General features: G+C 72.8%; 19 protein-coding genes. 10 read left to right on the forward strand and 9 right to left on the reverse strand.

Annotated elements, in window-relative coordinates:
• Positions 1-72: 72 nt before the first annotated feature.
• Positions 73-582, reverse strand: a complete 510-nt coding sequence (locus AB0M08_RS36110) for a hypothetical protein (RefSeq protein ID WP_364503574.1) — start codon at positions 580-582, stop codon at positions 73-75.
• A gap of 152 nt (positions 583-734) precedes the next feature.
• The gene (locus AB0M08_RS36115) at positions 735-1,925 is read right to left on the reverse strand and encodes a S8 family peptidase (protein ID WP_364503577.1); all 1,191 of its coding nucleotides are present in this window, start codon (positions 1,923-1,925) and stop codon (positions 735-737) included.
• Positions 1,926-2,165: 240 nt separating this feature from the next.
• On the opposite strand from AB0M08_RS36115, the gene AB0M08_RS36120 reads away from it, so the two are divergent.
• Positions 2,166-2,453, forward strand: coding sequence for an Lrp/AsnC ligand binding domain-containing protein (locus AB0M08_RS36120; RefSeq protein WP_364503580.1), 288 nt, complete (start codon positions 2,166-2,168; stop codon positions 2,451-2,453).
• Between the two features lie 15 nt (positions 2,454-2,468).
• Here the strand turns inward: AB0M08_RS36120 and AB0M08_RS36125 are convergent, their stop codons facing one another.
• The 4 genes from AB0M08_RS36125 to AB0M08_RS36140 form a co-directional block, all read right to left on the reverse strand.
• Positions 2,469-3,305 carry an NTP transferase domain-containing protein gene (locus tag AB0M08_RS36125; protein WP_364503583.1) on the reverse strand — a complete coding sequence of 279 codons (837 nt, stop codon included), beginning with the start codon at positions 3,303-3,305 and terminating at the stop codon, positions 2,469-2,471.
• Positions 3,302-3,907, reverse strand: a complete 606-nt coding sequence (locus AB0M08_RS36130; protein ID WP_364503586.1) for an NUDIX domain-containing protein — start codon at positions 3,905-3,907, stop codon at positions 3,302-3,304. The genes AB0M08_RS36125 and AB0M08_RS36130 overlap by 4 nt, the downstream gene beginning before the upstream one ends.
• Positions 3,908-3,939: 32 nt before the next feature.
• The gene (locus tag AB0M08_RS36135) at positions 3,940-5,721 is read right to left on the reverse strand and encodes an HD domain-containing protein (RefSeq protein ID WP_364503589.1); all 1,782 of its coding nucleotides are present in this window, start codon (positions 5,719-5,721) and stop codon (positions 3,940-3,942) included.
• Positions 5,722-5,845: 124 nt separating this feature from the next.
• The gene (locus AB0M08_RS36140; RefSeq protein ID WP_364503592.1) at positions 5,846-7,657 is read right to left on the reverse strand and encodes a DEDD exonuclease domain-containing protein; all 1,812 of its coding nucleotides are present in this window, start codon (positions 7,655-7,657) and stop codon (positions 5,846-5,848) included.
• 200 nt (positions 7,658-7,857) lie between these two features.
• Between AB0M08_RS36140 and AB0M08_RS36145 the strand changes: the two genes are divergently transcribed.
• The 5 genes from AB0M08_RS36145 (at position 7,858) to AB0M08_RS36165 (ending at position 14,100) form a co-directional block, all read left to right on the forward strand.
• Positions 7,858-9,120 carry an NYN domain-containing protein gene (locus tag AB0M08_RS36145; protein ID WP_364503755.1) on the forward strand — a complete coding sequence of 421 codons (1,263 nt, stop codon included), beginning with the start codon at positions 7,858-7,860 and terminating at the stop codon, positions 9,118-9,120.
• Between the two features lie 17 nt (positions 9,121-9,137).
• The gene (locus AB0M08_RS36150; protein ID WP_364503595.1) at positions 9,138-10,394 is read left to right on the forward strand and encodes a M48 family metallopeptidase; all 1,257 of its coding nucleotides are present in this window, start codon (positions 9,138-9,140) and stop codon (positions 10,392-10,394) included.
• A complete protein-coding gene (locus AB0M08_RS36155; protein ID WP_364503598.1) occupies positions 10,394-11,521 on the forward strand; it encodes a glycosyltransferase family 4 protein in 1,128 nt (375 codons plus the stop codon). Before AB0M08_RS36150 ends, AB0M08_RS36155 begins: the two co-directional genes overlap by 1 nt.
• A gap of 65 nt (positions 11,522-11,586) precedes the next feature.
• Positions 11,587-13,473: an ABC transporter ATP-binding protein gene (locus tag AB0M08_RS36160; protein ID WP_364503601.1), complete on the forward strand. Its 1,887-nt coding sequence runs from the start codon at positions 11,587-11,589 to the stop codon at positions 13,471-13,473.
• A gap of 294 nt (positions 13,474-13,767) precedes the next feature.
• A complete protein-coding gene (locus AB0M08_RS36165) occupies positions 13,768-14,100 on the forward strand; it encodes a thioredoxin family protein (protein ID WP_364503604.1) in 333 nt (110 codons plus the stop codon).
• A gap of 135 nt (positions 14,101-14,235) precedes the next feature.
• Here the strand turns inward: AB0M08_RS36165 and AB0M08_RS36170 are convergent, their stop codons facing one another.
• The gene (locus AB0M08_RS36170; RefSeq protein WP_364503607.1) at positions 14,236-15,438 is read right to left on the reverse strand and encodes an MFS transporter; all 1,203 of its coding nucleotides are present in this window, start codon (positions 15,436-15,438) and stop codon (positions 14,236-14,238) included.
• An 86-nt stretch (positions 15,439-15,524) separates the two neighbouring features.
• On the opposite strand from AB0M08_RS36170, the gene AB0M08_RS36175 reads away from it, so the two are divergent.
• A complete protein-coding gene (locus AB0M08_RS36175; RefSeq protein WP_364503610.1) occupies positions 15,525-16,028 on the forward strand; it encodes a MarR family transcriptional regulator in 504 nt (167 codons plus the stop codon).
• A 7-nt stretch (positions 16,029-16,035) separates the two neighbouring features.
• Positions 16,036-16,467: a DUF4395 domain-containing protein gene (locus AB0M08_RS36180; protein WP_364503613.1), complete on the forward strand. Its 432-nt coding sequence runs from the start codon at positions 16,036-16,038 to the stop codon at positions 16,465-16,467.
• Here the strand turns inward: AB0M08_RS36180 and AB0M08_RS36185 are convergent.
• A complete protein-coding gene (locus AB0M08_RS36185; protein WP_364503616.1) occupies positions 16,464-17,132 on the reverse strand; it encodes a response regulator transcription factor in 669 nt (222 codons plus the stop codon). The genes AB0M08_RS36180 and AB0M08_RS36185 overlap by 4 nt on opposite strands.
• 7 nt (positions 17,133-17,139) lie before the next feature.
• Positions 17,140-18,759 carry a GAF domain-containing sensor histidine kinase gene (locus AB0M08_RS36190; RefSeq protein WP_364503759.1) on the reverse strand — a complete coding sequence of 540 codons (1,620 nt, stop codon included), beginning with the start codon at positions 18,757-18,759 and terminating at the stop codon, positions 17,140-17,142.
• 155 nt (positions 18,760-18,914) lie between these two features.
• On the opposite strand from AB0M08_RS36190, the gene AB0M08_RS36195 reads away from it, so the two are divergent.
• Both AB0M08_RS36195 and AB0M08_RS36200 read left to right on the forward strand, forming a co-directional pair.
• Positions 18,915-19,367: an SRPBCC family protein gene (locus AB0M08_RS36195; protein WP_364503619.1), complete on the forward strand. Its 453-nt coding sequence runs from the start codon at positions 18,915-18,917 to the stop codon at positions 19,365-19,367.
• A 25-nt stretch (positions 19,368-19,392) separates the two neighbouring features.
• Positions 19,393-20,385 carry a hypothetical protein gene (locus AB0M08_RS36200; RefSeq protein ID WP_364503622.1) on the forward strand — a complete coding sequence of 331 codons (993 nt, stop codon included), beginning with the start codon at positions 19,393-19,395 and terminating at the stop codon, positions 20,383-20,385.
• Position 20,386: the final 1 nt, after the last annotated feature.

The following is a 20,386-nucleotide window of genomic DNA, read 5'->3' on the forward strand; positions in this document are numbered from 1 at the left end:
GGCTTCGACGTCATGCTGATGTGCTCTCCTCAGGGCCGTCCAGGAAGAGTATCCCCTGGTAGACGGGCTGTCTCACATCAGCGTGACAGGGAGGGTGAGCGAGTCACGGAGCCTGTTCTGATCTCCTTCCCTCAGCAACGTGTGCATCTTGCCGGCGTCCCCGGCGCCGAACCGCGCGAGGTGGGGCTCGAAGAGCTTCTGGACGGTCTTCAGCTTCTCGGTCTCCGGCAGCGGAGTCTGCAGGACGGCCTGGTGCAGGTAGCCGTAGGCGTCCGTGCCCTGCGCGCCCACCTGTTGCATGAACCGCACGGCGTCGGTGGGGTTCTGGTGCGCCCTGGCGAGGGTCTGCCGCATGATCAGGGACTGCCGGTCGTCGTTGAAGAACCGGATCGCCTTGTCCAGAGGGCTCGCGTTCGCCGGGTGGGCGCCGACGGCCCGCGACGCCGCGATGTCGTGTCCGGACTGATTCCCGTGGTCCTTGTCGAGCTGGCGGAGGACGTCGTTCTCCCGCTCGAGGTATCCCCGCAACATCGCGGGGTCGTAGAGCTGGGCCTGGGGCGCCTGTCGGCTGTTCTCGGGCACGTTTCCTCCATCGCCGGATATCCGTACGAGATCGTGTCTCGTCTGCGCGGTTTTCGACGATTGCGCTCCATCTTCGGTTCAAAAAGGTCAATTACGCCACACTTGCCGGAACCGGCCGGGGCGGGTGCCCGGCCGGCTCGGAGAGGTGCGGATCAGCTCGAGAGGGAGGGGGTGTAGAGGAGCTTGTTCGGCGAGCCGGTGCCGGCGCTGGTCACCACGCCGCTGGTGGCGGCGGCGACGATCGCGGCGTTGACGGTGGCGACCGAGGCGCCCGAGTGCGCGGCCAGGTAGAGCGCGGCCGCCCCGGCGACGTGCGGCGAGGCGAACGAGGTGCCGCTGCCGGTGTACGTGGCGGTGGTGCTGGTCCGCCAGGCCGAGGTGATCGAGACGCCGGGGGCGAAGAGGTCCAGCACCGAGCCGTAGTTGGACCAGGAGGCCTTGGCGTCGGTGCTGCTGGTGGCGCCGACGGTCAGGGCCGCGGCGACCCGGGCCGGGGAGGTGGTGCTGGCGTCCACGCCGGAGTTGCCGGCCGCGATCGCGTACGGGATGCCCGCGGCGATCGACCGGGTGACCGCGGCGTCCAGGGTGCTGCTGGTGCTGCCGCCGAGGCTCAGGTTCGCCACCGACTTACCGGCGACGGCGTTCGCCGTGACCCAGTCGATGCCGGAGATCACGCCGGAGGTGGTGCCCGAACCGCTGCTGTCCAGCACCCGGACGCCGACCACGTTCGCGCTCTTCGCCACGCCGTACGTGCTGCCGACCGCGACCGCCGCGACGAAGGTGCCGTGGCCGTTGCCGTCCTGCGCGGTGCTGTCGCCCTCGACGAAGTCGTAGCCGTAGCCGGCCCGCCCGCCGAAGTCGGTGTGCGTGGTGAGGATGCCGGTGTCGATCACGTAGACCGTGGTGCCGCTGCTCGGCCCGTACGTGTAGGTGCCGCTCAGCGGGAGGGCGGTCTGGTCGATCCGGTCCAGGCCCCACGGCGCGGAGGACTGGGTGTCGGTGATGTGGACGGTCTGGTCGGCCTCGACCGAGGCGATCGCCGGGTTCGCGGCGAGCCGGGCCGCCTGCCGGGCGGAGAGCGTGGCCGAGAAGCCCTCGACGGCGTGGCCGAAGACGTGCGAGACGGAGCCGCCGTAGAGGCCGGCGAGCCGGTTCGCGGTGGCCTGGTCGACCTGCTTGCCGTCCTTGAGGGTGACGACGTAGCTGCCGGCGACCGCGGTCGGGCTCTCCGCGTGCTGGACGGTGCCGATGTTCTCGGCGGCGAACGCCGGTCCGGTGGCGACGACGGCGAGGGCGACGCCGGCGAGGACCGCGGTGGCGCGGGCGGGGGTGAGGGATCGCATCTGGCTCCTCCGAGCTTCCCGGCGTCGGTGCCGCCGGTCTGGGGGCTGCGCCGTGTGGCGCGTGAAAGCCAGGCTAGGGAGCGAATTTTGATAGACGATCAACTATCCGTTAGGGAGTTGACAGCATTCTGATGCGGGGATGCAAACGACAATGGTCGATATTCAAGCGTCCCGGGCGGTGCCGGGCGCCGGAGTGGATAGCATGGTCACGACACGTCCTGGCAGGTGAGGAGACCTCAGGTGAATACCGCGATCGTCCACATCGACTGCGCCACCGACTCGATCCCCGAGGTCGCCGAGGCGCTCGCCGCGCTGGACGGGGTCAGCGAGGTCTACTCCGTCGCCGGCGGCGTCGACCTGGTCGCCATCGTCCGGGTGCCGCGGTTCGACGACATCGCCGAGGTGATCGCGGGCCGGATCTCCAAGACGCCGGGCGTGATCAACACCGAGTCGTACGTGGCGTTCCGGGCGTACTCGAAGCACGACCTGGAGGACGCCTTCGCGATCGGGCTGCCGGACGCCGACTGAGACGTCAAAGGTCGCTTAAAGACCGGGAACGGTCAGCCCACCGGGCGCCCGGATCACGCCGGTGAGCGACTCGCCGGCCGCCACCTCGGCGCCCGGCCAGATCACGCAGCGGTCGATCGTGCCGGCCACCCGGGCGCCCGCGCCGATCACCGAGCTCGTGGCCGCGCCGGTGACCTCGGCGGAGGGGTCGGCGAGGCCGTCGCCCGCGGCGTCCAGGTTGGCGGCGAGGTAGAGCGCGGGCGTGCCGGTGTCGGCGTAGTGGCCCTGGTACCGGATCAGCTCCAGGGAGCCCTCGGCCTCCGCCGGGCGCCAGACCGTGCGTACCAGATCGGAGGGTTCGTCGGTCAGGGTCTGGACATGGCGCCAGGGGAGCAGCGAGAACCCCGCGAAGCGGTCGCCGCTGAAGCCGCCGGTGGTGCCCGGCAGGCAGGGGAGCGTGAGCAGGCGGACCGTCTCGCCGTCCCAGCCGTCCAGCATTGCCGTGATGTCCGCGCCGGGTTCCCGGAGCGGATCCACCAGGTACGCGTCCGCGTTGCCGACCAGCACCCCGCGGCCGTCGATCCACTTCCGGAGCCGGCCCACCCCGCCCGAGGTGCCGAGCGGCCCGTCGGGCTCGACCGAGAGATGCGCGCGCCCGGCGGTGTGCGCGACCACCTGACCGGCGAGGTAGGCGGCGTTCACGGCCACCGCGTCCGGGCCGACGAGACCGAGACCGGTCAGCCGGTGCAGCGCGTGATCGAGCAGCGGCAGGTTGCCGACCGGGCAGAGCGCCTTCGGCACGGTCGCGGTCAGCGGGCGCAGGCGCTGCCCCTCACCGGCCGCCAGGACCAGGCCGCAGACGTCGGCCGTCATTGATCGTTCTCGGCAGGGCGCGAGGCGGGACGCGAGGCCGGGTACGAGGCCGGGCCGGGCGCGGCGCTGGCGGACGGGACCGACGGGGGCAGCTCACCGGCGAGCGGGCCGATGCCGTAGATGCCCAGCAGACGGGCGGTCGGCCAGGTCAGCTGCGGCAGGTCGTCGATCGGGAACCAGCGGGCCTCGAGCACCTCGCCGCCGTCCACCACGAGCGGGGTGCTGGACGCGGGCACCCAGCCGAACCAGACCGTGTCGACGACCCCGCCGTTCGGGTGGACGATCGCGTTCGGGTTGCCGGGGCGCAGGTCACCCGGCTCGATCCGGACGCCGGCCTCCTCGAAGAGCTCGCGGGCCGCGCCGACCGCGGGCAGCTCGGCCTTCTTGAGCAGGCCGGCCGGCAGGCCCCAGGCGCGTCCCGGCGGCTGGCGCAGCAGCAGGAGACCGCCGGGCTCCGGCGCCTCCGCGTCGCGGATCACGGTGACCGCGCCGACCAGGTACTTCGGCGAGACGGCGCGGGCGATGTGCCGGCGCAACGGCAGCGGCAGGCCGTAGAAGATCTGGTAGGCGAGGCCGCGGAGCTGCTGCCGGGGAACGTTCATCCGGGTAAGGCTAGCCGGACTCGGTGAGAGTCTCAGTCCGGGTGGTCGACCAGCGCGATGAGCTGCTCGACCACCACATCGGGCTCGACGTTGCGTTCGCAGACCGCGACCAGCAGGGTCTCCAGGTCGGGATAGCCCAGCTCCTCGGCGAGGCGGCGGAGCGGGACCTCGCTGGCGAGGCCGCGGTCGTGCTTGCGGAGGGTGAGGCCGATGGTGGCCCGGCCCAGGCGGACCTTGTCGGCGATGCTGATCCCGTTCGGCTCGTTCGACTCGTCGAAGTACCGGTTGATCTGCATCTGTGCCTGGCTGGACTTGACGAAGCCGAGCCACTCCCGGCGGGGGCCGCGCGGCGCGTTCGGCTCGGCCTCGACGTGCCCGTCGTTCTCCGAGAAGATCTCGACGACGTCACCGTCGCGCAACTGCGAGCTGAGTGGGGCGAGACGCCCGTTGATGGTCGCGGCGAGACACTGGTCGCCCTTGTCCGGGCCCAGTTCGTACGCCAGGTCGACCGGGGTGGACTGGCCGGGCAACTCGTACGCGTTGCCGTGCGCGAAGACCGTGATCTGACCCTCGGCCAGGTCGCAGCGGAGCGAGTCGAGGAACTGGGCCGCGTCGGTGGTGTCCTGCTGCCAGTCCAGTACGCGTTTCAGCCAGGTCAGCTGGTCGGCGCCGGGTGGCTCGTCGGACACCTTGGGATATCGGTAGCTGGTGGCCACGCCGTATTCGGAGTAGCGGTGCATCGTGGTGGTGCGGATCAGCACCTCGACCAGACGGCCCTCGGGACCCACCACGGTGGTGTGCAGCGAGCGGTACAGGTTGTTCTTCGGCGAGGCGATGAAGTCCTTGAACCGGCCGGCCACCGGTCGCCATCGCCCGTGGATCGCGCCGAGCGCGGCGTAACAGTCGGTGTCCGGGCCGTCCACCACGACCGCGATCCGGGGGAGGTCGAGCGGCACGGTGTGGCCGCCGGCGACGGTGTCCTTCCAGATCGAGTAGTAGTGGCGGGGGCGGGGTGTCACCTCGGCGTCCACCCGGCCGCGGCGCAGGGCGGTCCGGGCCTTGGCGGAGACGTCGGCCAGATACTCGTTCCAGCCGGGACGGTTCTTCACGTGCTCGTCGATCCGCGCGTAGGAATCCGGCTCGAGGTGGTAGAGCACCACGTCGTCCAGATCGCGCTTGAGGGCCTGGATGCCGAGCCGGTCGCAGAGCGGGACCAGCACGTCCAGCGTGGCGTTGGCGATCCGGGCCCGGGAGGCGGGGGAGCGGGCGTCCAGCGTGCGCATGTTGTGCAGCCGGTCGGCCAGCTTGATCACCAGCACCCGGACGTCCTTGCCGGCCGCGACGATCATCTTGCGGATCGTCTCGCCCTCGGCGGCCTTGCCGTAGAACGCCTTGTCGAACTTGGTCACGCCGTCGACCAGGTGGGTCACCTCGGGCCCGAAGTCGCCGTGCAGCGCCTCCAGGGTGTAGCTGGTGTCCTCGACCGTGTCGTGCAGCAGCGAGGCGACCAGGGTGGTGGTGTCCATCCCGAGCTCGGCGCAGATCTGCGCGACGGCGAGCGGATGAGTGATGTACGGATCTCCGGACTTGCGGAACTGCCCGCGGTGCATGCTCTCGGCGATCGCGTAGCTGCGGCGCAGGACCGCGACGTCGGCCGAGGGATGGATGGTCCGGTGCGTCCGGGCCAGAGTGGCCACCGGATCGTCGTCGTTGCCCTGGAAGCTCAGCAGCGACCGCAGTCGGCGAGAGAAGGAGGACGGTGCGGCCGGCAGGGCACGACCGATAGCGGCGCCGTGGCCGGCGTCGACGTCCACCCGGACACCTCCTCACCGATCGTCCACGCGTTGCTTCGAGCGTGGCACGGCCTCCAGCGTGGCATGCGTGGACCGTTTTCAGAAAGCCTGTGGCAAGTGAATCACCACAACGGTCCCGCGTGCCTTACAGCCTAAGCGAGCGAGCGTCATCCGAACGGTCAGTTACCGATAGGCGAACGGTCGAGTCTTGTGTCGAAGCGGCGGTCTCGGCCCTGGTGAGGAGGCTGGAGAAACGCGCGGCGCCACGAACCGGTGACACCCAGTCGCCGGCGGTTTCCACCAGGCGGGTGTCCGAACGCTCCAGCCACGCGAGGATCCGCTCGGTCTCCTCGGCGGTCGCGGCCGGAACCGGGCCCGGTCCGGGAAGGACCGTCTCGGCGGTGAGCCTCGCCGCGTCCAGGGTCGGCCGGGGGTGCGCGCGGGGCGGCGAGGTGGCCGCGGCGGCCAGCCGTCCGTGCCGGACCACCGCGATCTCCCAGCCGCCCCGGTCGTCCCGGCGGGCCGCGACGATCTCCGGGAGGCGGGTCAGGGCGTCCAGCCGCTGCATCCGGATCAGCGCGCGCAGCAGGGCGATCAGGCGGGACCGGACGGTCGCGGCCTCCTCGTACCGCTGCCGGCCGCTGAGCGCCTCGATCCGGGCCAGGATCGCGGTGATCACCGGGCCGGGGTCGCCCGACGTCGCCTCCCGGAACGGGAGGGCGGCGCGCAGGTCGTACGCCTCCGGGGAGATCTCGTGCTCGCAGGGCGCCGGGCAGCGGCCCAGCTCGGCCAGCGCGCAGGCCGGCGTCCTGGTGCGTACCGAGAGCTTGTGGGTGCACTGTCGCAGGGGCACCGCGTCGTAGACACCGGCGGCGGCGAGCTCGGCCGTCCGCCGGGAGGAGAACGGGCCCAGGTAGGTCGCTCCGTCCTCGGTGAGCCGGCGGACCACCGACAGCCTCGGGTACGCCTCCGCGGTCAGTTTCAGCCAGACCACCCGCTCCGGATACTTCGACCGGCGGTTGTAGGGCGGCGCGTGGCTCGCGATCAGCCGGAGCTCGCGGACCTCGGCCTCCAGCGGGTGGGCGCACTCCACCGCCTCGACCCGGACCGCGGCGGTGAGCATCTCGGAGATCCGGGCCCGCTTCTCCCCGGCGGTGAAGTAGCTGCGGACCCGGGTCGCGACGTCCTTGGAGGTGCCGACGTAGAGCGGCCGGTCGTCGGCGGCCCGGAAGATGTAGACACCCGGCACGTGCGGCAGGCCGTCGGCGAGGTGGCGCTGCCGCCGCTGGGCCGGGGTGACCGCCTTGGCGAACTCGATCGCGTCGCCCAGGGTGTGGATCTTGAAGCTGCCCAGCCGCTCGATCAGCCCGTGCAGCACGTCGACGGTGGCCCGGGCGTCGTCCAGCGCCCGGTGGTTGGGGGAGACCTCGGCGTGGAAGAACTGGGCCAGCGTGCCCAGCTTCCGGTTCGGCACCTCGTCGCGGGTGAGCGCCCGGCGGGCCAGCGCCGCGGTGTCCAGCACCCGCGGCGCCGGCCACGGGTAGCCGTGCCGGGCGCAGGCGGCCTTGAGGAAGCCCACGTCGTACGGCGCGTTGTGGGCGACCAGGACCGCGCCGCGCAGGAACTCCAGCAGGCTGGGCAGCACCGTCTCGATCGGCGGGGCCGGGCGCAGCATCGCCTCGGTGATGCCGGTCAGCACGGTGATGAACGGCGGCAGCGGCTCACCCGGGTTGACCAGGGTGCCGAACTCACCCAGCCGGGCGCCGCCGCGCACCTTGACCGCCCCGATCTCGGTGATCCCGCCGCCGTCCGGCGCCCCGCCGGTGGTCTCCAGGTCCAGCACCACGAAGGTGGTGTCGGCCAGGGACAGCGCCGCCGGATCCACCGAGCCGTCGGCGGTCAGCAGCGTGTCCAGAGTGCCCTGCACGTACGCCGGTTCTGCCACGGCGGGCAACATTAGAGCCGGGGTACGACAGAAACCGAACGCGAACGCAAAAGATCACTTGCCTCGACAAGCGTTTTGGCTAGCCAGAGTGTGAGAATGGGTGGATGTCCGCGCCGCTGAGCCCCGATGACCGCCCCGCTGAGGAGGCGGCCCTCGAGGATGCGGATTTCGCCCCCGAGCCCGTCCTCCCGGAGACCGTCCGTCAGCGGATCATGCAGTTGGCCGCCGCCGCCCTGCCCGGCCTCCCCGGCGACGAGGTCCCGGTCGCGCTGCGCCGGGTGGCCCGGTTCGCGCCCAACCGCCGGGCCCGGCTGGGTGGCCGGGAGATCGCCGCCCAGCTCGCCGCGGACCCGCTCTTCCGGCAGCGGATCGGCAGCCGCGCGGTCTCCGACGCCGGCGACCTGGGCAGCGCGGTGACCAGCGGGGTCGCCCCGGCCGCCGCCGATCCGGTCGAGGTGGCCGCGCTGGCCTACCTGGCCCGCCCGGACGGCTGGCGCGACCTGATCGACGCGGCCGGCGACGCGGTCCGGGCCGAGGCCGACAGCGCGGCGATAGCCGGCCAGATCCGGGCCGCCGAACAGCGCGCCACCCGGGCCGAGCACGATCGGGCGGTCGCCCGGGTGGAGGCCGACAAACTCCGCGACGAGCTGGCCCGGGTCCGCGAGGAACTGGGCCAGCTGCGTGAGGAGGCGCGGACCACCGCCAAGGCCCTGCGCGACGCGCTCGCCGCCCAGAAGCGCGCCACCGACCTGGTCAAGACCGAGCAGGGCCGGGCCAGCGGCAAGGCCCAGGAGCACGAGGCCGAGCTGCGCCGGCTGCGCAGCCGGCTCGCCGACGCCGAGGCCTCGGCGGCCACCGGCAAACAGGCGGCCAAGGACGCCCGCGCGGTCGACGACGCCCGGCTCTGGCTGCTGCTCGAGACGATAGGGCAGGCCGCCTCCGGGCTCCGCCGCGAGCTGGCCCTGGACCCGAGCGAGAAACTGCCCGCCGACTTCGTGGCGGACAGCGCCGCCGAGCGGCCCGGCGCACCCGAGCGCTCCCGGGCCCGCGCCCAGGACACCGACGACCCGGGCCGCCTCGACCAGCTGCTCGCGCTGCCCCGCGCCCACCTGATCGTGGACGGGTACAACGTGACCAAGCGCGGCTTCAACGACATGTCCCTGGAGCAGCAGCGCAAACGGCTGATCACCGGGCTCGGCGGGATCGCCGCGCAGACCGGCGACGAGGTCACCGTGGTCTTCGACGGCGCCGAGCGGGTGCACGGCCTGCCGCCCGCGCCGCGCGGCGTCCGGGTGCTCTTCTCGAAGAAGGGCACCACCGCCGACGAACTGGTCCGGCAGCTGGTCCGGGCCGAGCCGCCCGGCCGCCCGGTGGTCGTGGTCTCCTCGGACCGCGAGGTCGCCGACGGGGTCCGGCGGCACGGGGCGTACCCGATGGGCGCCGACTCGCTGCTGCGGCGGCTCTCCCGTTCCTGACCCTAGGATCTCTCCGCATGACCCCCCGGATCTGGGCCGTGGTGGCCTTCGGCGTCCTGCTCGTCGCGTTCGCCGTCGTCGCCGCGGTGACCGTGCCCTGGCACCGCGCGCCCGCGCCGCGTGCCGACCAGGTCGCCGCGCTGGACGACTTCCCGCAGGACCGGCTGGCCCGGTCCCGGCAGTTCCGGGCCGAGCTGCGCCCCAGCGGCTACGCCAGCCTGGCGCTCGGCGCGCTGGTCGCCCTGGCGATCGGTCTCACCCCGATCGGTGCCCGGCTGGTCGAGCTGGCCGGCCGCCCGTTCGGCGGCCACTGGCTGGCCCGGGCGGTGCTCGGCGGTCTGCTCGTGGTGCTGATCGGCGAGGTGCTCACCCTGCCGTTCGCCGCGTGGCGGCACACCATCGTGGTCCGGTACGGCATATCCACCCAGTCCTGGTCCGCCTGGTCCGCCGACCTGCTGAAGTCGTACGCCGTCGGCGCGGTCCTCGGCGGCCTCGCGCTGGCCGGCTTCTACACCGTCACCCACCTCGCCCCGCGCTGGTGGTGGGCGTTCGGATCGGCCGGGGCGGCGGCGCTGGTCGTGCTGCTCTCCTTCGTCCTCCCGGTGGTGGTCGAGCCGATCTTCAACCGGTTCACCCCGATGCCCGACGGTGAGCTGCGCACCGAGCTGATGAGCCTGGCCGCACGGGACGGCGTACCGGTGAAGGACGTACTGGTCGCGGACGCGTCCCGGCGTACCCGGGCGGTCAACGCGTACGTCTCCGGCCTCGGTCCGACCCGGCGGATCGTCGTCTACGACACCCTGCTCACCGAGGCGACCCCGGATGAGGTGGTCTCGGTGACCGCGCACGAGCTCGGCCACGCCAAGGACGGCGACGTGCTCACCGGCACCCTGCTCGGCGCGCTCGGCACGGCCCTCGCGGTGATCGCGGTCTACCTGCTCGGCTCCTGGTCCGGGCTGCTCCGGCTGGCCGGGGTGGACGGGATCGGCGAGCCCCGCGCGATCGGCCTGCTGCTCGCCCTCGCCACCCTGGCCGGACTGCTCGCCGGGCCGGGCCAGGCCTTCGTCTCCCGGCGGATCGAGGCCCGGGCCGACGTGCACGCGCTCGACCTGACCGGCGACCCGGCCGTCTTCGAGGCGATGCAGCGCCGCCTCGGCACCGTCAACCTCTCCGACCCCGACCCGCCGAACTGGGAGCACCTGATGTTCGCCTCGCACCCGTCCACCGTGCAGCGGATCGCCGCGGCCCGCGCGTACGCCCGGGGAGAGCGCTGATGGGGCGCACCCTGCTGGTCACCAACGACTTCCCGCCCCGGCCCGGCGGCATCCAGCAGTTCGTGCACAACCTCGCGGTACTCCAGCCCGCCGACTCGATCGTGGTCTACTCCTCGACCTGGCGGGGTGCGGCCGCGTTCGACGCCGAGCAGCCCTTCGCGGTGGTCCGGGAGAGCACCGGCATCCTGCTGCCCACCCCGGCGGTCGCCCGGCGCGCCACCGAGCTGGCCCGGTCGTACGGGTGCGACAGGGTGCTGTTCGGGGCCGCCGCGCCGCTCGGGCTGCTCGCCCACGGGCTGCGCCGGAGCGCCGGGATCGAGCGCGCGGTCGGGATCACCCACGGGCACGAGATCGGCTGGGCGGCGCTGCCCGGCGCCCGCGGCCTGCTGCGCCGGATCGCCCGGGGCAACGACGTGATCACCTACCTGGGGGAGTACCAGCGCACCCGGCTGGACCGGGCGCTGCACGGGCTCACCACGCTGAGCCGGCTCGCCCCCGGCGTCGACGTCGACACGTTCCACCCCGGCGTGGACGGCTCCGAGGTCCGCAAGCGGTACGGGCTGGCCGGGCGCCCGGTGGTCGTCTGCGTCTCCCGGCTGGTGCCGCGCAAGGGCCAGGACATGCTGATCCGGGCACTTCCGGAGATCCGGCGCCGCGTGCCGGACGCCGCGTTGTTGCTGGTCAGCGGGGGACCGTACCGCAAGAATCTGGAGAGGCTGACGCGGGAGAACGGCCTGGAGTCCGACGTGGTCTTCACCGGCTCGGTGCCCTGGACCGAGCTGCCGGCGCACTACGCGGCCGGCGACGTCTACGCGATGCCGTGCCGGACCCGGGCCGCCGGCCTGGACGTCGAGGGACTCGGCATCGTCTACCTGGAGGCCTCGGCGACCGGGCTGCCGGTGGTCGGCGGCGACTCGGGCGGTGCGCCGGACGCGGTCCGCGAGGGCGAGACCGGCTACGTGGTCGGCGGCGGCGACGTGCCGGCCATCGCCGACCGGATCGCCGGGCTGCTCGCCGACCCGGAACGGGCCCGCGCGATGGGGGCCGCCGGACGCGCCTGGGTGGAGGCGGAGTGGCGCTGGGAGAAGCAGGCCGCCCGGCTCACCGCTCTCCTCACGGGTGAGTGACTCTGGCATTCACGCGATGCACGGCGTAGGAACGGAGCAGGGACCCCCTCGATAGGAGGCCGCCGATGCCCGACGACGCCGAGACCGGGACCGACGATGCCGAGCTGGCGGTTCCCTACTGGCTGACCAGGACCAAGGAGGCCGCCGACACCGGCTTCCTGCGGATGCTCCGGCGGCTGCCGAGCCTGCTCCGGGAGGCCTGGCTGCTCGCCTGGCGGGCCGGTCCCGGCACCAGCCTGGCCGTCCTGATCCTGCAGGTCGCCGCGGGCATCGCCGGCGCGCTGGGGCTGGTCAGCGTGGTCGGCGTCTTCGACGGGCTGCTGCAGGCCGGCCCCACCCCGGAGCGGGTCCGCGCCGCGGTGCCCTCGCTGGTGCTGCTGGTGGTGGCGACGGCCGTCCGCGGGCTGCTCGCCTCGGCCGCGGCCGCCGCGCACGGCCGTCTCTCGCCGGTGGTCTACGAGGCCGCCGAGAACCGCCTGCTCGACCTCACCACCCGGGTGGGCCTGGCCACCTTCGACGACCCGGACTGGCGCGACTCGATGGAGCGGGCCCGGGACCGGGGCATCCACGCCGCCCAGCAGCTCGTCGACCTCGGTATCGACGTGCTGACCAGCCTGATCGGGCTGGCCGTGGCGGCCGGGGTGCTCACCGTGCTGCACCCGGCGCTGCTGCCGTTGCTGGTCCTGGCCGTCCTGCCGACCGCCTGGGCGGCGGTGTACGCGGCCCGCCTCAGTTACCGCAGCAGGCTGCGGCTCATCGCCGTCTGGCGACGGCACGGCATGTTCTCCCACCTCCTGGCGGCGCGGGAGCCGGCCGGTGAGTTGCGTGCTTTCACGGTACGGCGATTCCTGCTGGCCGAGGCCGCACGGCTGCTCCGCGTCTCCACCCTGGAGGAGATCCGGGTGGTCACCCGGTCCGTTCGCACCCGCCTGTACGGCCAGGCGCTCAGCGGGCTGGCCACCGGTCTCGCGTACGTGACACTCTGCTGGCTGCTCTGGACCGGCCGGGTGGAGCTGGCCGCCGCGGGTGCCGCCGCATACGCCATCAACATCGGCATCGGCAAGCTCGGCGAACTGGCCTTCGCCACGAACCGGGTCTACGAGCAGGGCCTCTACTTCACCGACTTCCGGCAGTTCTGCGAGCTCTCGGAGGCGCACGCCGAGCCGGACACGTCGCTCCGGGCGCCGGAGACGTTCGAGGAGATCAGGGCGGACGGGGTGACATTCCGATACCCCGACGCGGAGCGCCCCGCCGTCCGCGACGTCAGCCTCACCCTGCGCCGTGGCCAGATCATCGCGCTGGTCGGCGAGAACGGCTCCGGCAAGTCGACGCTGGCCGCGGTGCTGGCCGGCCTCTACCGCCCGCAGGAGGGCACGGTCAGCTGGGACGGTCACGACGTGTCCCGCTTCCATCCCGAGTCGCTGCGCGAACGGGTCGCCGTGGTGATGCAGGAGCCGACCCGCTGGCCGCTCTCCGCCCGCGCCAACATCGCGATCGGCCGGCACGACCGCCCGGCCACCCTCGAACAGGTCCAGGAGTCCGCCCGGGCCGGCGACGCGCACGACTTCGTGATGGAGCTCGCCCGGCAGTACGAGACCATCCTGTCCCGGCACTTCACCGATGGCGCCGACCTCTCCGGCGGGCAGTGGCAGCGCCTCGCCGTCAGCCGGGCCTTCCACCGCGACGCCGCCCTGCTGATCTGCGACGAGCCGACCGCCAACCTGGACGCCCGCGCCGAGCACGAGGTCTACCGCCGGCTGCGCGACCTGGCGACCGGCCGTACGGTCGTCCTGATCACCCACCGGATGGCCAGCGTCCGCGAGGCCGACCGGATCTACGTCCTGGACCACGGCGCGGTGGTCGAGGAGGGCGACCACGACACGCTGATGGCGGCCGGCGGCGTCTACGCGCAGTTGTTCACACTGCAGGCCAGCGCCTACCAATCGGCCTGACCAGCGTGTCATGGTCATCCCATGGACCCCATGGGAGTAGCCGCCGTGGCCGTGGTGCTCGCCGCCGGCATGGGGCTGGGCCGGTGGCGCCGCCGGAGCGACGGCAGGCTCCGCCCGGTCCCGCCCCGTCGCCGCCCCGGCCTTGCACCCGCGCCCGATCCCCGTCTTGCGCCTGTATCCGTGCCCGGTGCCCGTCCTGAGCCTGTATCCGTGCCCGATCCCCGCCCTGTGCCCGTGCCCGGTTCTGCGCCCGCGGTCGCCGCTCCGTCCGGGGCCGTGCCGGACAATGATCTCGTGGAAGAGTCCGCGGAGTCCCTCGATCCGGCCCTGCTGCGGCGCCTCGGCGTCGAGCCGGGACAGGTCACGCTGCTGCAGTTCTCGAGCGCGTTCTGTGCACCCTGCCGGGCCATGCGCCGGGTGAACGCCGAGGTCGCGGCCCTGCTCCCGGCCGTCCGCCACGTCGACGTGGACGCCGAGTCCCACCTCGACGAGGTCCGCACCCTGAACATCTGGCGTACCCCGACCCTGCTGATCGTCGACGCCGGCGGCCGGGTCGCCCGGCGTGCCACCGGCGTACCCACCAAGCCCCATCTGCTGGCCGCCCTCGCCGGCCTCCTCCCCACCTGACGCTCCTGGCCGGCGCTCGGAGGTGACCCGCCGGTCGATTCCGGCGGGATCGTCACCAGCGTGGGTCGTGCCGGCTCACCGCCCACGGGTACCGCCCGGCCGGCCCATGACCGGTCCGGCCGGGAGCGGGGCCGGTCACGCGGGGACCGGGGCCGGTGGGGTGGTGGTGCGGGTCAGGTGGCGTACCCCCGGGATGAGGAACTGGGCGGCGGCTGAGGCGAAGAGGATCAGCGCGGCGGCGGTCAGGACCGGGTTCGCGCCGAACCGGGCGGCGAGCGGGCCGGCCAGCGCGTTGCCCAGGGGCATGGCCAGGAACGAGGTCAGGTAGTCCCAGGAGGAGACGCGGCCCATCATGGACTGCGGGATCCGGTCCTGGATCGCGGTCTCCCAGGCCACCGCGAAGAACATCAGGCCCGCGTAGCCGACGACGGCGCCGAGCAGGATCGCGGTGAGGCGGCCGGGCCAGACGTAGGAGAGGGCCCAGAGCGGCATCAGCATCAGGGTCGTCCAGCCGGCGCGGAGCAGGCGCCGCGGGCGGTAGCGCAGCGCGATCGAGGAGCCGATCAGGCCGCCGAGGCCCTCGAAGGCGGAGATCCAGCCGATGGCGTGGGGGCCGCCGAGGCGGGAGACCGCGATGACCTGGACCAGGACGAGGATCATGCCGTTGGCGATGTGGTAGACCGTGGCGCCGAAGAGGCCGCCGATCAACCAGTCGTGGCGGCGGATCTCCTGCCAGCCGGCGGCCAGCTCGTGAAGGAGCGACGCTCGGGGGCCGCGCTCCGCACGTACCGTGATGAACGCGGCGGCGACCAGGGAGAGCAGGAAGCTGGCCGCGTTGACGGAGAAACCGGCCGGAGCGCCGAAGGCGGCGACGGTGAGACCGCCCAGCGCCGGGCCCGCGACGCCGCACGCGGTCTGCAGCATCCTCAGGGTCGCGTTGGCGGACTGCAGCGCTGCGGCCGGGACCAGCAGCGGCCGCAGCGCGCTCATCGCCGGGGTGAAGAACGCGCCGGCGCCGGCCGAGACCATGGTCAGCGCGCAGAGCAGGGGCAGGTGGTAGCCGCCGCGGGCGAACATCGCGGCGATGGCGGCGGTGGCGACCATCCGGACCAGGTCGGAGACGACCATGACCCGGCGGGGCTGGAGACGGTCGGCCCAGACGCCGCCGAAGAGCGTGCCGGCCAGCAGGGTGAGCACCGAGGCGGCCATCACCAGTCCGAGGTCGCCGGCGCCGCCGCCCGCGGTGACCACGGCGACGGCGAGCGCGACGGTCTGGAAGCCGTTGCCGAGCCAGGAGAGGGTCTGGCCGGCGGCGAGGAGCCGGAAGTCGCGTGTCATGCCTGCCAAAGTAGTTCAGTGTCTAACTATCAATCAACTAATAATTACTCGATCTGATAGTCGGCCCGGCGTGGCATCATGGCCCGATGAAGGACAGCGTGGATCAGCACGTCGATCGCTGGTCGGCGTACTGGAAGGACGAGTCGTCGTTCGATCCCGAGATCGAGGGCGCGCTGGTGCGGATGTTCCGGATCGAGCGGATCCAGCGCCGGGAGGACGTGGCGGCCTTCGCGGCGGACGGCGACGACTTCACGTTGCAGGACTACAAGACGCTGCACGCGCTGATGGTCCAGCCGTGGCCGACCGAGGCGACGCCGGCGCAGCTGGCCGAGGTGGTGAAGGTGACCCGTGCGGCGATGACCAGCCGCCTCGATCGCCTGGCCGCGGCCGGCCTGGTGACGCGGGAGACGGATGCCACCGACCGGCGGCGGGTGATCGTCCGGCCCACCGCGGAGGGCCGCCGGATGTGGGAGCGGTACATCTTCGAGGGCATGGCGCGTGATCGGAAGGCCCTGTCGGCGCTCTCCCGGGAGGAGCTGGCACAGCTCAACGGCCTGCTGCGCAAAGTCCTATCAAGCTTAGAGGAATAATAGGATCATGGAACTCGACCCTCGCGGCCAGCGCTTCGCCGCGGCCATGACCAGCGCCGTCATCGCGCTCGTGCTGATCACCGGATCCGGGTGGCTGGCGCTCGCGCAGGCGGTGGTCTTCGCGATCACCGCATACCGCCCGCAGTGGGGGCCGTACGCTCTCGTCTTCCGTGCCGTGATCCTGCCGCGGGTGGGGAGACCCGCCGAGACGGAACCCGCGGCGCCGGTGCGCTTCGCGCAACTCGTCGGGTTCGGGTTCCTGAGCGTCTCCGCGGGGGGATATCTGGCGGGCGCGGAGACGACCGGACTTCTTGCCGCGGCGTTCGGGTTACTCGCGGCGTTCCTCAACGCAGCCTTCGGGCTGTGCCTGGGGTGTGAGGCTTATCTGGGCATTCAGCGATTCATAAAGAGAAACGCCGAAAATGTCCGAAATGCTTAGAACTTCGGGGCGTCCGGCGCCTCTAGCAGGCCCAATCGCAAGGCGGTCATGAGCGCCTGGGCCCGGTTCGCCGCGCCCAGCTTCTCGTAGAGCTTCGAGATGTGCGTCTTCGCCGTCGACTCCGAGACGAAGAGCTGCTTGGCGATCCCGGCCACGCTCATGCCGTCGGCGAGCAGCCGGAGCACCTGACCCTCGCGCGGCGAGAGCTGCGGGCCGGACGGGGCGAGACGGCGCTTCATCGCCTCGGCGAGATCGGCGGCGGTGAACGCGCTGGGCGCCGAGGCCGCGTGCCGGGCGGCCGCCACGACCTCGTCGGCGGGGGCGGTCTTCGGCACGAACGCGCTGGCCCCGGCCTCGAGAGCACCGAAGAGCTGGTCGTCGCCGGCGTACATGGTCAGCACGACGATGCCCATGTTCTGGTTGTTCTTGCGGAGGGCGCGGGTGGCCTCCAGGCCGCTGCCGTCCGGCAGCCGCAGGTCCATGATCACGACATCGGGCTGCAGTGCGCCCGCCTGGCGCACCGCCTCCGCGGCGGTCGCCGCCTCGCCGACGACCTCGAACTGACGGTCGCGTTCGAATGCGTGTCGCAGCCCTTTACGGATCAGATCGTGATCGTCGACAAGGAGGACCTTGGTGCGCGTGGTCGGCGCCGGACTGGTCGACATGCTCGGATTACTCCCCTTCTGGAGCGGAAACGCTATCCCGCACGCTATCGCGCCCTGGCGGGGTTCCGAGCACTACGGCGACGGTTGTCCCGCTCGGGTGTCGCGGGGTGATCTTGAGACGGCCTCGAATGCGTTCGGCCCGCTCCGCCATGATGGTAAGGCCGTACCGCCCGTCCGGGCGGTTGTCCGCGAAGCCCTTCCCGTCGTCGGAGACTTCGATCTCCGCATACGGTGGGTCCACGGTACAGGTCACCCAGAGGTTCGACGCCCCGGCGTGCTTGCGGGCGTTGGTGATCGCCTCCTGGGCGATGCGCAGCAGCTCGGCCTCGGTCGCGGCGGGCAGCCGGGCGGTCGACTCGTCGAAGGTGAAGTGCACCCGCAGTCCGGCGCTGGTGCCCAGGGTGCGGGCGTACTCGGCGATCGCGGCGGCCAGCCCGCCGTTCCGGTCGACCTCGGAGCGCAGCTCGAAGAGGCTCAGCCGCAGCTCCTGGATCACCCGGGTCACCTCGGAGCGCAGGGTGCGCAGCTCCTCGGCGGTCTCCTCGGCGCCCTCCGGCAGGGTGGCCTGGGCGTTGTCGATGCCGTACCCGACCATCACCAGCTCCTGGGCGACCCCGTCGTGGATCTCCCGGGCCAGGCGCTGGCGCTCCTCGTTGGTGGCGAGCGAACGGACGTCGTCGAAGAGCAGCGCCGCCTCCAGGCGCAGCGCGGCCGGGCCGGTCACCTCGGTCACCGCCTGCAGCACCGCCGACGGGTACGCCCCGGCCTCGTCGGTCTCCAGGATCACCAGGCCGATCGTGCGGACCCCGGCGACCAGCGGGATGGTCAGCGAGGAGACCTCGGCCGTGCGGTGCGACCGGGCCTGCGAGCGGCTCGCCACCTGCGGCTGCTGGGTGGCCCAGGCGTCCGCGATCGCCGAGTCCGCGTCGAGCGTGGTCTCCCAGTCGACCCGCTCCGCGCCGGTCTGGGCCAGCACCACGAGCCGTCCGCCGCCGCTGGCCGAGAGCACCGCCGCGCGGTGGCCCGGCGCGACCAGGCGCAGCTCCTCCAGCAGATGCTCGGATATCCCGCCCGGGTCCAGGGTCGCGCCCGGCAGCGAGCGGGCCACGCTGCGCAGCTGGGTGAGCAGCCGGGTGGCCTCCGCGTACGGCTGCGGGGTCGGCTCGGCGGGCTGCAGGAACTGGCGCATCGTCTCGGCGGCGAAGGTCACGATCGCGCCGAGCACCAGCCACTGCCCGGCGACCGCGAGGTATCCCAGCTGGGTGAGGGTGCCGGCCAGCGCACCACCGGCGATCATGGTGACCGCGGCCACCCCGAGCAGCGCGGCGCCCTCGCTGGACCGGCGGCGCAGCGCGGCCGTGAGCATCGGCACGGCGAGGTAGGGCAGGACCGCCTCGGCACCGAACCCGGCGTCCACCCGCCCGGTGACCGCGTCGGCCGCGGCGGCGACCGAGCCCGCCGCCAGGCCGGTCAGCGCCACCTCGGCGAACCGGCCGGCCGGGGCGAGCAGCGGATGCCTGCGGGCCAGGAAGGCGGGCAGGGCGGCGATCACCAGCATCCCGATCCAGACGAGCTGGCGCGGGTCGTTGGTGGCGACGAAGGTGAGCGCGGCGACCAGCGCGAGCATGATCACACGCGACACGGCCTCGAGCGGACGGATACGCGTGGAACCGCTGGCTTGGGCTGGCACGACACGGATGTTAGCGAGAACCCGGGGAAACGGCTCGTCCACGAGTGCCCTCCTCACCGGTCCCGTCGTACCCAGCGGGTAGCCTCCCGTGCATGGCGGACACCTCGACGCAGTCGATCCAGGTCCATGCGCCGTCGGCCGAGGTCGCCGCGGTGATCTGCGACTTCGCGGCCTACCCCGAGTGGGCCGAGGCGATCAAACACGCCGAGGTGGTGGAGGAGTACGAGGACGGGTATGCCGCTCAGGTCCGGTTCCGGATAGACGCCGGCGTGATGGCCGACGAGTACACCCTGGAGTACGCGTACGCCGACGACCTCTCCCGGATCGAGTGGACGCTGGTGGCACCCTCGAAGACGCAGAAGTCCCAGGAGGGCTCGTACGACCTGGTCGAGGAGGCGCCCGGGGTGACCACCGTGACGTACACCCTGGCGGTGGAACTCGCGATCGGGATGCTCGGGATGTTCCGCCGCAAGGCCGAAAAATTGATCATGGATACGGCGCTCAAAGAGCTCAAGCGCCGGGTGGAGAGCCTGCCGGGGGCCTGAGGGCCGCAGCGGGGAGGGAGACGGAATGGCCGGGTCAGCACGTGCCGAGGCCGAGCGACTGGTCGCCACGATCCTCGCAAGAGCAACGTCAAGTTCCTTTTCGGGTACGAAGGAGGAGCCCGGCGCCGACGTCCTGGACACACTCGTGGACTCGGTGACCGGTCTCGTGGGCCTGGTCACCGCCTCGGCCCGGCCGCACACCGGGGAGACGCTCGCCAACGGCAGCGTGGAGTGCTGCGTGTGCCCGGTGTGCCGGGTGATCGCCGCGATGCGCGACCCCAGCCCGGAGGGCGCGGCCCGGCTCGCGAGCAGCGCGGGTGACATCGCCACCGGGGTGGCCGGCGTGCTGCGCGGGCTCTCCTCGCTCGCCGCCGTCGCGGTGCCGCACCCGCCGGCGCCGCCCGCCGAGCCCGCTCGTCCCCAGCCGCCCGCCGAGCCCGCTCGTCCCCGGCCGGGCAATCCGGACGCCACCTGGTCCGCCGCGACGCGTGCCGCCGCACCCGCTCCCCGCGACCCGGCCTCTCCGGCTGGCTCGTCCGCTTCGGCCGCGTCATCCGCTTCGGCTGCGTCATCCGCCTCGTCCGGGGCAGACGCCTCGGCGGGCGGCGCGGGTGCTGCGGGCGGCGCGGGTGCTGCGGGCGGCGCCGGTTCTGTGGGCGGTGCGGGTGTTGTGGGCGGTGCGGGCGCCGGGGACCCGTGGGCGGCGGCGACGGCGGCGAGCGCGCGGGAGGCCGCCGCGGCCCGGGAACGTGCCGCGGCCGCCGAGCGCGCGGTGGCCGCGGCCGTCGCCAGCGCGCGTCGCGTCCAGGCGGAGGCCGCGAGGCGCGAGGATGGTGCGGGGGCCGCGAGGGGTACCCGTACGGGAGAAGGCTCTGACGTCTGGGCCGCGGCGACCGCGGAGGCCCCGGCAGACCGCCCGGCCGGGACCCGTAGCGTGGATCATGACCTGGGCGCTCCGGCGCCCGAGGATCGCGATGCCGCGCCGGGCGACGGCGCCCGTGACGGTGACGCGGTGTGAA

Source organism: Actinoplanes sp. NPDC051851 (genome assembly GCF_040681165.1).
Lineage (GTDB): Bacteria > Actinomycetota > Actinomycetes > Mycobacteriales > Micromonosporaceae > Actinoplanes.

Coding starts and splice junctions, on each gene's coding strand:
- AB0M08_RS36115 (WP_364503577.1), bottom strand. CDS start 1,925: ATGCGATCCCTCACCCCCGCCCGCGCCACCGCGGTCCTCGCCGGCGTC.
- AB0M08_RS36125 (WP_364503583.1), bottom strand. CDS start 3,305: ATGACGGCCGACGTCTGCGGCCTGGTCCTGGCGGCCGGTGAGGGGCAG.
- AB0M08_RS36130 (WP_364503586.1), bottom strand. CDS start 3,907: ATGAACGTTCCCCGGCAGCAGCTCCGCGGCCTCGCCTACCAGATCTTC.
- AB0M08_RS36140 (WP_364503592.1), bottom strand. CDS start 7,657: ATGTTGCCCGCCGTGGCAGAACCGGCGTACGTGCAGGGCACTCTGGAC.
- AB0M08_RS36145 (WP_364503755.1), top strand. CDS start 7,858: ATGCAGTTGGCCGCCGCCGCCCTGCCCGGCCTCCCCGGCGACGAGGTC.
- AB0M08_RS36150 (WP_364503595.1), top strand. CDS start 9,138: ATGACCCCCCGGATCTGGGCCGTGGTGGCCTTCGGCGTCCTGCTCGTC.
- AB0M08_RS36155 (WP_364503598.1), top strand. CDS start 10,394: ATGGGGCGCACCCTGCTGGTCACCAACGACTTCCCGCCCCGGCCCGGC.
- AB0M08_RS36160 (WP_364503601.1), top strand. CDS start 11,587: ATGCCCGACGACGCCGAGACCGGGACCGACGATGCCGAGCTGGCGGTT.
- AB0M08_RS36170 (WP_364503607.1), bottom strand. CDS start 15,438: ATGACACGCGACTTCCGGCTCCTCGCCGCCGGCCAGACCCTCTCCTGG.
- AB0M08_RS36175 (WP_364503610.1), top strand. CDS start 15,525: ATGAAGGACAGCGTGGATCAGCACGTCGATCGCTGGTCGGCGTACTGG.
- AB0M08_RS36180 (WP_364503613.1), top strand. CDS start 16,036: ATGGAACTCGACCCTCGCGGCCAGCGCTTCGCCGCGGCCATGACCAGC.
- AB0M08_RS36185 (WP_364503616.1), bottom strand. CDS start 17,132: ATGTCGACCAGTCCGGCGCCGACCACGCGCACCAAGGTCCTCCTTGTC.
- AB0M08_RS36190 (WP_364503759.1), bottom strand. CDS start 18,759: ATGCTCGCGCTGGTCGCCGCGCTCACCTTCGTCGCCACCAACGACCCG.
- AB0M08_RS36195 (WP_364503619.1), top strand. CDS start 18,915: ATGGCGGACACCTCGACGCAGTCGATCCAGGTCCATGCGCCGTCGGCC.
- AB0M08_RS36200 (WP_364503622.1), top strand. CDS start 19,393: ATGGCCGGGTCAGCACGTGCCGAGGCCGAGCGACTGGTCGCCACGATC.